The following is a 7,966-nucleotide window of genomic DNA, read 5'->3' on the forward strand; positions in this document are numbered from 1 at the left end:
TCGCCAGGGGAGCATCGAGACATGTACGAGCCAACCCCTGAAGACCGATTCCCATTCGGTCTGTGGACGGTCGGCCGGCAGCCGCTCGATCCGGTGGAGAGCGTGCACCGACCGGCCGAGCTCGGGGCCTACGGCGTCACCTTCCACGACGACGACCTGCCGGCCGTCCAGCCCGATCGCGACCGGGCGATCACGGCCTTCGGGAAAGCGCTTGCCAAAACCGGGGTCAAGGTGCCCACGGCGACCACCGTGACGTGCGGCGATACGCTCTCTGCAAGGTCATGCGCAACCTCGACCTGGCCGCCACCACGTACGTGTGCTGGGGCGGCAGGGAGGGGTCCGAGTCCGACGCGGCCCTCGGGCGCTACGAGGAGGCCGTCGACCTGCTCTGCGGCTATGTGTGCGAGCTCGACTACGACATCCGGTTCGCCATCGAGCCCAAGCCGAACGAGCCGCGCGGCGACATCCTGCTGCCCACGCTCAACCGCGGTGGGACGCCGGCCGATCTCGCCTCCGACGACTTCGATCCGGACGTCGCCGCCGCGCGCGGATACCATTTCACGCATCTCAACCAGCTTGCGCTGGAGCACTTGTTAGGAGTTCGTGGGTGACGCTGGTCGCTGGGGTCGATTCCTCGACGCAGAGTTGCAAGGTCGTCATTCGTGACGCTGAGACGGGCGCGCTGGTCCGGCAGGGCCGCGCGCCGCATCCCGACGGCACGGAGGTGCATCCGTCGCACTGGTGGGACGCGTTGTTGCGGGCCATCGAGGACGTCGGCGGGCTGGACGGCGTGCTCGCCGTCAGTGTGGGCGGGCAGCAGCATGGCATGGTCTGCCTGGACGAGTCCGGAAATGTCGTACGTGATGCCCTGTTGTGGAACGACACTCGCTCCGCACAGGCCGCCGCCGACCTCGTCACGGAGCTGGGCGGGCCGGAGGCCTGGGCCACCGCCGTCGGGTCGGTGCCGGTCGCCTCGTTCACGGTGACCAAGCTGCGCTGGCTGGCCGAGCATGAGCCGGACAACGCGGCCCGTACGGCGGCCGTCTGCCTGCCGCACGACTGGCTCTCCTGGCGCCTGGCCGGCGCGTTCTCCTCGGGGACCTTCTCGGCCGACTCCCCGGTGCCGCCGCTCGACCGGCTCGCCACGGACCGGGGGGACGCCTCGGGCACGGGCTACTGGTCGCCGTCGACGGGCGCGTACCGGACGGATCTGCTGAAGCTGGCGTTCGGCTCGATCCCCCTCCTGCCCCGCGTGCTGGGGCCGGACGAGGCGGCGTACGAAGGGGGCGCGGCGCTGATCGCCCCCGGCACGGGCGACAACATGGCGGCGGCGCTCGGCGTGGGCGCCCGTTCCGGCGACGTCGTGGTATCGCTGGGCACCTCCGGCACCGTGTTCGCGGTCGCGGAGTCGCCCAGCGCCGACCCGACCGGCGCGGTGGCCGGCTTCGCCGACGCGACGGGACGGTTCCTGCCGCTGGTGTGCACGCTCAACGCCGCCCGCGTCATGGACGCCGCCGCCCGCATCGCCGGGGTGAGCCTGGACGCGCTGAGCGATCTGGCTCTCCAGGCCCCGCCGGGGGCGGACGGGCTGACGCTGGTGCCGTACCTGGAGGGTGAGCGCACCCCCAACCGCCCGACCGCGACGGGCTCCGTCCACGGGCTGACCCTGGCCACCTCGACCCCCGCCCACCTGGCGCGGGCGGCCATCGAGGGCATGCTGTGCGGCCTCGCCGACGCGCTCGACGCGCTGGGCACCAAGCCGGAGCGGGTGCTGCTGATCGGCGGCGCGGCCCGTTCCGAGGCGGTCCGCCGCATCGCCCCGACGATCTTCGGCGTCCCGATCACGGTGCCGCCGCCGGCCGAGTACGTCGCCAACGGCGCCGCGTACCAGGCCGCCACGCTGGTCACCACGCCGGACTGGCGGTCGGAGGAGACGGAGACGTACGAAGGGGACGCCGTCCCCTCGATCCGCGACCGCTACGCCCGCGCCACCACCCACATCCTCGACTAACCCCTTCGTTTCCGGACGCCTGTCCGGCGTCCCTGACTTTCGACAGGGGCGCCGGTTGACCATCGTCCGATGACGGGCCCACCTCGGCGGCACCAGGCTCGCTCCCATGAACACCCCCTTCCCCGGACGATGGATCGGCGGCGTGACGCTCATCGTGGGGCCGGTGATCATGTGCGCCGGATACCTGCTGCGTTACCTGAGCACGGTCACCGCCCTCACCTCTCAGCAGCAGGCCTGGGCCGAGGCACAGCCCTTCGCCGCCTACGGCCAGCTCCTCGCCTACACGTCGGCACCCGCCCTGCTCACCCTCTCCTACGCGGTGTTCGCGCTGGGGGCGCTGCTGCTCTTCCCCGCCTTCGTCGCCCTGGCCCAGCAGGTGGACGGCCACCTCGCCCACTGGGGCGCCACGCTGCTGGTCATCGGCCTGTTCGCCCGCCTGTACTTCGCCGGCGCCGACCAGACCGCCTTCCAGCTCACCGAGGTCGTCGGCCTGGACCAGGCGACGAACGCGATCATGAAGGAGTACGTGGACATCTCCTACGGACCGTGGCGGGTACCGGTCTGGGCCTCGGTCGGCCAGTACGCGGGCTCGCTGCTGCTGGCCATCGCCGCGTGGCGCTCGGGCCTCTTCGGCACCGCCCGCGCCGTGATGGTGCTGCTGGCAGGAGGTACGTGGATGGGCGTGCTGAAGGGCGCCTCCATCCCCGACGTACTGGTCACCGGCCTGCTCTGCGTGGCCCTGGTCCCGCTGGGCGCCCGGATACTCCGTGACCGGCCGCCCACCACGACCGGCCGGCCGAAGGCACTGAGTTGGTGAGCGGGTCAGGGCCTTCGGAGATGCCAGACGATCAAGGCGGGAGTGTCCTGATAGGCCACCGCCGCCGCTTCCGAACACCACCGCTGAGCGAGAGGGCCACCGTGCCCGCCGGGCAACTCGCCCCACCGAGGTTCGTGGCAGGCCACGATCCGCAGCCCTGCCTCGTGGATGGCGTTGATGTAGTCACTGGCCAGGAAGCGGCTGGCCGGCATGGCCCGTACGCTCCCGTCCTGTCCCGCCACCCTCGGCACGCCTCCCAGATACAGCGACAGCGGATGGATGTCCGACAGCACCACATGCCCACCCGGGCGGACGGCACGGGCCAGTTCGGCCAGCGGCGGCCCCAGGGCCGGCAGATGGGTCAACGCCAGCGCGCAGACCACCACATCGAAACTCGCCGACGGGACCGGCAGGCGACACAGGTCCCCCCGATGGAACTCCACGTCCGGAACCTTGGCCTCCGCTCTGGCAAGCATCTCCGCCGAGGAGTCCACGCCGACGACCTCATGCCCCAGCCCGGCCAGGAACGCGGCATGCCGGCCGGTGCCGCACGCGGCGTCCAGCGCCCGTCCCACCGCCAACGTGTCCAGGATGCGCCGTACCAGCGGCTCCTCCACGGCGATCAGCGGGTTTCCTTCGCCGTCGTATCGCTCAGCCCACTGCGCGTACCCCTCCGCGGTGGAGGCCTGGCCGACGACCACGCCCGCGTTCAGCTCCGGATCCGGGTCGGTCACCATCTTGCGGATCTCGGCGATCCGTTCCTCCACAAAGGCCGCATCCCCCAGATCGCCGGCCTGCGCGCGCAACAGCGCGATGCCTTCCAGCCCCAGCAGCCAGGCCAGCGAGTGAGCGTAGAAAGGCATGCCGACACGATAGGAACCACGCCATCGCCACCGCGACCCATTTAGGGCGGAGTCCTCGAGATGGTCTGTTTCAGGATGCCTTTTGGTCGGCGGGCTTCTCGATCTCGGTGGTCACCCGTGCCCCTCGGAAGAGCACCGGGAGCCACAGGAGACATGCCAGCAGGGGGACCGCGGCGTAGGTGGCCATGCCCACACTGGAGCCCAGCCCGTCCATGAGCGCGCCGAGGACGAGATAGCCGATGCCGATGAGCGCCGACTCCACGAATGCGATCATCGACAGCAGGCTCGCCCGGTGGCGCGACGGCACGGCCTCGTTGAACACGTTGTCCACGATCACGGCGGTGATCTCGGGAATCCCGACCAGGGCCAGGAACGCGGCGATGGTGACCCAGACAAGGCCGAGGCCGCTCAGGCCGAGTGCCGCGGCGAGCGTCAGGAGGGACACCGGGACTATGACCCGATACCCGATGCGCCGGTCCGCGCGGTCCGACAGCAGCGGAGTGAGCCCGCCGGCGAAGAATCCCGCCGATATGACCACGCTGACCAATGCGGTGCCCGCTCCCTGATCGGAGAGGGTCTTCTGCGCAAAGATGATGTACGGCGTCAAAGTCGCATGCATCAATCCGGACACCACGACAAGCGTCACGAGCGCCGGCGTGGCGACCCGAAGCATCGCCCGCCATGCTGTGGCGTCGCCGTGCCCCTCGGCTCCGTCCTGCTCGTCCACCGCGTCCGCGCCGCGGATCTCGGGCACCCGTGACATCAGCACCACCACGGCCAGGGCGAGGCACGCCGCCGAACCCACGTAGACGACTCCCCAGGAGATCTGCTGCAGTTGGCCGCCGAGGACGATGGCGGCTCCCGAGGTGACCGTCCCGAGCATGGTGAACCGGGACTTGATCTTGACGTAGTTGGCCGTTGCACCACGACGCACGAGCAGGTCGTACAGCAGGGCGGTGTCCGAGCCGGACACACATGCCATGCCCACGCCCTGTCCGATGAACAGCGCCAGGAACACCCAGTAGTCGGAGAACGTCCCCTGGCCGAGCAGACATCCAGCTATCAGCATCTGGCCGATCACGATGCTGGCACGCCTGCCGATTCGGTCGGCGATGACCCCCGTCGGCAACTCCGCAAGTCCGCTGACCAGGTAGAGCAGTGTCTGCAGTAGGGCCACTTGCTCGGCGGAGAAGCCTCGCTGCTGAAGGAAGAGGACGAATACGCCGCGCTGGAACAGCGTGTTGGCGAGCACGGCGTACACGTAGAACGGGCGCGTGACACTTCGTGCTGCATTGTCGCCTGCAGCCGACCCGCTGAGGGCCTCCGTGGTGCCGGTCATGCTGCGGGCTCCCTGGTGACTCCGGTGATCATTAGTGTTGGGCCTCCGCCGCCGACCGGAACCTCCAGTCCATACTTCGCGCAGGATATTGGGCCGGCCATCCGGGAACCGTTGCCGGCGCCGCGGCCATCTTCGGTGGAGGGGTCAAATGCTGGGAACAGTAGCGTGCATCTTCTGGAAGCGGTCGCGTACATCTTGGAGCCAGCGTGCTCCACGGTCTTGCCCGGCTTGATCTCCTGCCTGCCGTACAGGAAGACCGGGCGGTCAAGGCCGCGTTCCGCGACTTCCCCGAGGTTGGTGAGGAGATGGCCGTTCATGTTCATGCCCGCGTCGATCCGCTGATCGTCCAGCATGGCCTCAGCGGCGGTGAAGCCGCCAAAGGAGTGGCCGAACATGCCGACCTTGTCGAGATTCCACCCGCGCCTTCCCAACTCGTCGAGGACGAACCGGGCATCGCCGAGGCGCGCTTTCCTTGCCGTCCTTGGGGATCTCAACGGGCTTCTCGACCCGTCCGCCCGGAAACTCCACGGCGGTCTCAAAGCCCTCGCTCTCAACTGCCACTGGAAGTGATCTTCAGTGAGAAAACCTCACTGTCTCCTCAGGAGTCATTCCTGTGCCATCGACGGCCAGGCAGCGATAACCGTCCTGATCGGCGGCGATCGTCGTGTCGATTCGATCCACCCGGTCGCGCCACTCCCGTGTGCTCCGCTTGGCGCGCGTGAGGCGACGGTGCTGCCGCGAGCACCCAGATCAAACACTGGCCGTACTATCTCCCGGGCAAATGGGTGCCCCACTGCACCCTCGCCATCGGCCTGGACCGCGCAGAGTTGCCGAAGGCGATGAATGCCGTACACGGCTACGAGCCGACGGCCGCCACGATCTCCGGCATCGGCATCACCGAGACCACCACGGGCACGGTCACGCCATTGGTTCCATGAACTCTTCCGCGGCCCGAGTAATCAAGACCCGTAGACGTTCGTAAGCGGCAGATAGGAACTGAAGTGGTCGGCCACGATATCCGCCACAGCCTCCGCATCATCGGCCCCATCCACCTCCAGAACCCGGATGCCCAAGCGGCGAGCGGAACGAATGGCCTCGTCGGCGACAAGTCTGTCTCGGACGAGTCGGTTGCGCTGTGCTCGATCAGGATCGCTGACCTGGTGATCGACGGCGGCGGCCCGGGGCAGCTCGCGAACCTGACGCCGGCGGAACTCTTCGCTCGGCATCATGACGATCATTCGCCAGGGTGAGTCGATGATGGGAGCGACCAGTTCGGGACGCAGCCCCCAGCCTTCGGCGACGACCGGCCGCCCCGAAACCAGGCCACGCAGATCATCCAGAACCCATTCGAACCGCATGGGAAACCCGGCCAGGATCTCGTCGGCCATTCTCTGAGGGCTGGTGTTCACCCAGACGGCGTCCGGCTCAGGGTCCGCGATCGGCTCGCCAAGCCGCACGCGACGGGCGATCCGACGGTCATTGTGCGCACGTGCGTCGTGATAGTCGTAGTGATAGGCGGTCAGCCCGTACCGGGTGGCCAGCAACCTGGCGACGGTGGATTTGCCGGCCCATTGTCCCCCGCCGATCCACAGGGCGTTGTGCAAGGTGCCGAACGGATCCCAGACCTCGCTGTTCGTGGCGTTCACGGTTACAGCATGGCGACGACACCGACCAAAGAAACAGTCTTGTTCTACCTGCCCGGACGGGTGACGATCGTAAAGAGAGGCCCTTGTCGATGGGCCCGGCGGATCAGTCCGTCATGCGCAGGTCGGTCGCGGTCAACAACGACGAAAGCCTGAGGCCTTCTGCGGCCAGCACCGCCGCACCTCCCTGTTCGCGATCGATGACGCACAACGCCTCGCTGACCTGGGCCCCGAGGCTCCGCAGCTCAGCACTGGACAGGACGATCTGGCCACCGCTGGTGACAACGTCCTCAACCACGAGAACCCGCCGCCCCACCACATCCGCCCCCTCGGCCAGACGACAGGTCCCGTACGTCTTGGCCTGCTTACGAACGAACGCACACGGCAGACCGGTGTGCCGGCCAAGCGCGGTGACCACCGGAATCCCGCCCATCTCAAGCCCGGCCAACACCTCGATGTCCCCCGGGACCAGGGGCGCCATCGCCCGAGCGATGTCATCCAGCAGAACGGGGTCACCCTCGAACTTGTACTTGTCGAAGTACTCGGTGGCGGTACGTCCTGACCGAAGCACGAAGTGGCCGGTGAGGTGGGCGGCGGCATGAATCCTGCGAGCCAGGTCAGAGCGCGTCACAGGCACCCAGTCTCCCAGAGGCATGGCGGACACGCTCAAGCCCGCCCACACAGCCGAGAAGCAAGAACAGCCTCACCTCATGGTGGGCGGGTGCCACGTCCCGAAGTCCCACTCCTCGATCTCGCAGACACCCTCTGGATACGCCTACCTCGCGACCTGCCGCATCGATCAAGGCACTTTTGCATTGTTACCAACAGTTATGGGCATATAGCTCTCCGTATCGCTAATAGGCCGTCTTGTCCGAAAGATGCCTATTTGTCGGGGATTGGAGGCATCGACGATGCGGAACGGCCGAACCATACTCGTCAGCACGTTCACGGCTACGCTGCTGCTGACCGCAGGCTGCACCTCGGGTGGCTCGAACCCACCACCGCCCGCCGGCCCGCAGGAGCGGGCCCTCGCAGCCAAGCTGTCGATCACCCCCGCGAACGGCACGAAGAAGGTGGCCCCGGACGCCGGGGTCAGCGTCAAGGTCACCGACGGCAAGGTCACCAAGCTGACCGTCGCCGACGCCAAGGGGCATGAAGTGTCCGGGGCCCTCGGTGCGAACGGGACGTGGCACCCTACGTGGCCGTTGCGGCCCTCGACCGCGTACACGGTGAGCGCGCAGGCGACCGGCACGGACGGCAAGCCCGTAACGGCGCAGGCCACGTTCACCACGC

At 68.2% G+C, this 7,966-nt stretch carries 8 protein-coding genes and 1 pseudogene; 4 read left to right on the top strand and 5 right to left on the bottom strand.

From position 1 onward, the window contains the following. Positions 1-21 precede the first annotated feature (21 nt). From AB0L65_RS34795 to AB0L65_RS34805, 3 genes and pseudogenes are all read left to right on the top strand, one after another. Positions 22-482: pseudogene (locus tag AB0L65_RS34795) on the top strand (xylose isomerase); the annotation flags it as partial. A gap of 125 nt (positions 483-607) precedes the next feature. After that, positions 608-2,011, top strand: a complete 1,404-nt coding sequence (xylB, locus tag AB0L65_RS34800) for a xylulokinase (protein ID WP_364254071.1) — start codon at positions 608-610, stop codon at positions 2,009-2,011. Positions 2,012-2,117: 106 nt separating this feature from the next. Continuing rightward, positions 2,118-2,828, top strand: a complete 711-nt coding sequence (locus tag AB0L65_RS34805) for a hypothetical protein (RefSeq protein WP_364254074.1) — start codon at positions 2,118-2,120, stop codon at positions 2,826-2,828. 5 nt (positions 2,829-2,833) lie between these two features. On the opposite strand, the gene AB0L65_RS34810 is transcribed toward AB0L65_RS34805, so the two are convergent. From AB0L65_RS34810 to pyrE, 5 genes are all read right to left on the bottom strand, one after another. Further along, entirely contained in the window at positions 2,834-3,691 is an 858-nt protein-coding gene (locus AB0L65_RS34810; RefSeq protein ID WP_364254077.1) for a class I SAM-dependent methyltransferase, read from the bottom strand. Between the two features lie 70 nt (positions 3,692-3,761). After that, positions 3,762-5,030 carry an MFS transporter gene (locus AB0L65_RS34815; RefSeq protein WP_364254080.1) on the bottom strand — a complete coding sequence of 423 codons (1,269 nt, stop codon included), beginning with the start codon at positions 5,028-5,030 and terminating at the stop codon, positions 3,762-3,764. Next, positions 5,027-5,524, bottom strand: a complete 498-nt coding sequence (locus AB0L65_RS34820; protein ID WP_364254082.1) for a hypothetical protein — start codon at positions 5,522-5,524, stop codon at positions 5,027-5,029. Before AB0L65_RS34820 ends, AB0L65_RS34815 begins: the two co-directional genes overlap by 4 nt. Before the next feature lie 465 nt (positions 5,525-5,989). Next, on the bottom strand, positions 5,990-6,676 hold the full coding sequence (locus tag AB0L65_RS34825) for a hypothetical protein (RefSeq protein ID WP_364254085.1): 687 nt from the start codon (positions 6,674-6,676) through the stop codon (positions 5,990-5,992). Between the two features lie 103 nt (positions 6,677-6,779). After that, complete coding sequence (gene pyrE / locus AB0L65_RS34830; protein WP_364254088.1) at positions 6,780-7,304, bottom strand: orotate phosphoribosyltransferase; 525 nt, start codon at positions 7,302-7,304, stop codon at positions 6,780-6,782. 280 nt (positions 7,305-7,584) lie between these two features. Between pyrE and AB0L65_RS34835 the strand changes: the two genes are divergently transcribed. After that, the coding region (locus tag AB0L65_RS34835) for an Ig-like domain-containing protein (RefSeq protein ID WP_364254091.1) at positions 7,585-7,966 on the top strand (382 nt) is incomplete at its 3' end.

Source organism: Nonomuraea sp. NPDC052116 (genome assembly GCF_040680035.1).
GTDB classification, from domain to species: Bacteria; Actinomycetota; Actinomycetes; order Streptosporangiales; family Streptosporangiaceae; genus Nonomuraea; species Nonomuraea angiospora_A.

Excerpts from the sequence above, each read along its gene's own strand:
- AB0L65_RS34805 (WP_364254074.1), top strand. The coding sequence starts at position 2,118 with ATGAACACCCCCTTCCCCGGACGATGGATCGGCGGCGTGACGCTCATC.
- AB0L65_RS34810 (WP_364254077.1), bottom strand. The coding sequence starts at position 3,691 with ATGCCTTTCTACGCTCACTCGCTGGCCTGGCTGCTGGGGCTGGAAGGC.
- AB0L65_RS34815 (WP_364254080.1), bottom strand. The coding sequence starts at position 5,030 with ATGACCGGCACCACGGAGGCCCTCAGCGGGTCGGCTGCAGGCGACAAT.